Origin of the sequence: Streptomyces cacaoi (assembly GCF_006539165.1) — a bacterium.
In the GTDB taxonomy this organism is placed as follows: domain Bacteria; phylum Actinomycetota; class Actinomycetes; order Streptomycetales; family Streptomycetaceae; genus Streptomyces; species Streptomyces cacaoi.
Genome location: NZ_BJMM01000176.1, coordinates 1 through 891 on the forward strand (window position 1 = coordinate 1; position 891 = coordinate 891).

Here is an 891-nt window from a genome sequence, read left to right on the forward strand (position 1 = left end):
AGGAGACCCCCGCTCCGTGGTGCCCCCATACGCATATCCGGCCTGTTGCGGCCGTGGCCCTCTTTTCGGGGCGGGCACAAGGCAGCTGGTTGTCACGGTGTGCGGTAGCCGCGGAACGTCACGGGCTTTCTGCTGTGGAAGCCGAGCCGTTCGTAGAGGGCGATCGCGCCGGTGTTCACCTCGGCCACGTGCAGGAAGGGGCTGTCGCCCCGGGCCGTGATGCGGGCGGCGAGGGCGCCGACCAGCCGGGCGGCGTGCCCTCGCCCGCGTGCCTCCGGGGCTGTGCACACGGCGCTGATCTCGGTCCAGCCCGGTGGCCTGAGCCGTTCGCCCGCCATGGCCACCAGCGTGCCGTTCTCCCGGACGCCGAGGTAGGTACCGAGCTGATGGGTGCGTGCATGGAACGGGCCCGGCCGGGTCCGTGCGACGAGGTCGAGCATCTCGGGCACGTCCCCGGCCCCCAGCTCGACCACGCCGTCCTCCTCGCTACCGGGACGCTCCCCTCCGCCGTGCCGGACCATCTGGCGGCCCGCCAACTCGAAGACGGGTTCCCACTCCCGGGGCGGTCGCGCCGCACTGCTGAACATGTCGGCCAGCTCCCCCGGCCCGAGCAGCCGGGCCAGATCGGCCCATTCCTGCGGGCCGGGCTCGGGGGACACCGTGGCGAAGGTCGCGACTCCCGGCAGATAGGTGGCGGCCCGCCCGCACCGCCGGGCGAGACCCGCATGGTGCCCCCGCAACGAAGCACCCACCGGATCATCCAGCACGCCGCAGTCCCGAACCTTCATCGTGCTTGTTTCTCCTCCATCAGCTGAGCCCCGGATTCATCCTACGAACCACACCGAACAGGCCCGATCACCGTATGGGGGCACCACGGAGCGGGGGTCTCCT

General features: G+C 71.6%; 1 protein-coding gene. It reads right to left on the reverse strand.

Annotated elements, in window-relative coordinates:
- Window positions 1–92: 92 nt before the first annotated feature.
- The gene (locus tag SCA03_RS34805) at window positions 93–788 is read right to left on the reverse strand and encodes a GNAT family N-acetyltransferase (protein ID WP_030893892.1); all 696 of its coding nucleotides are present in this window, start codon (window positions 786–788) and stop codon (window positions 93–95) included.
- Window positions 789–891 lie beyond the last annotated feature (103 nt).

Coding starts and splice junctions, on each gene's coding strand:
- SCA03_RS34805 (WP_030893892.1), bottom strand. CDS start 788: ATGAAGGTTCGGGACTGCGGCGTGCTGGATGATCCGGTGGGTGCTTCG.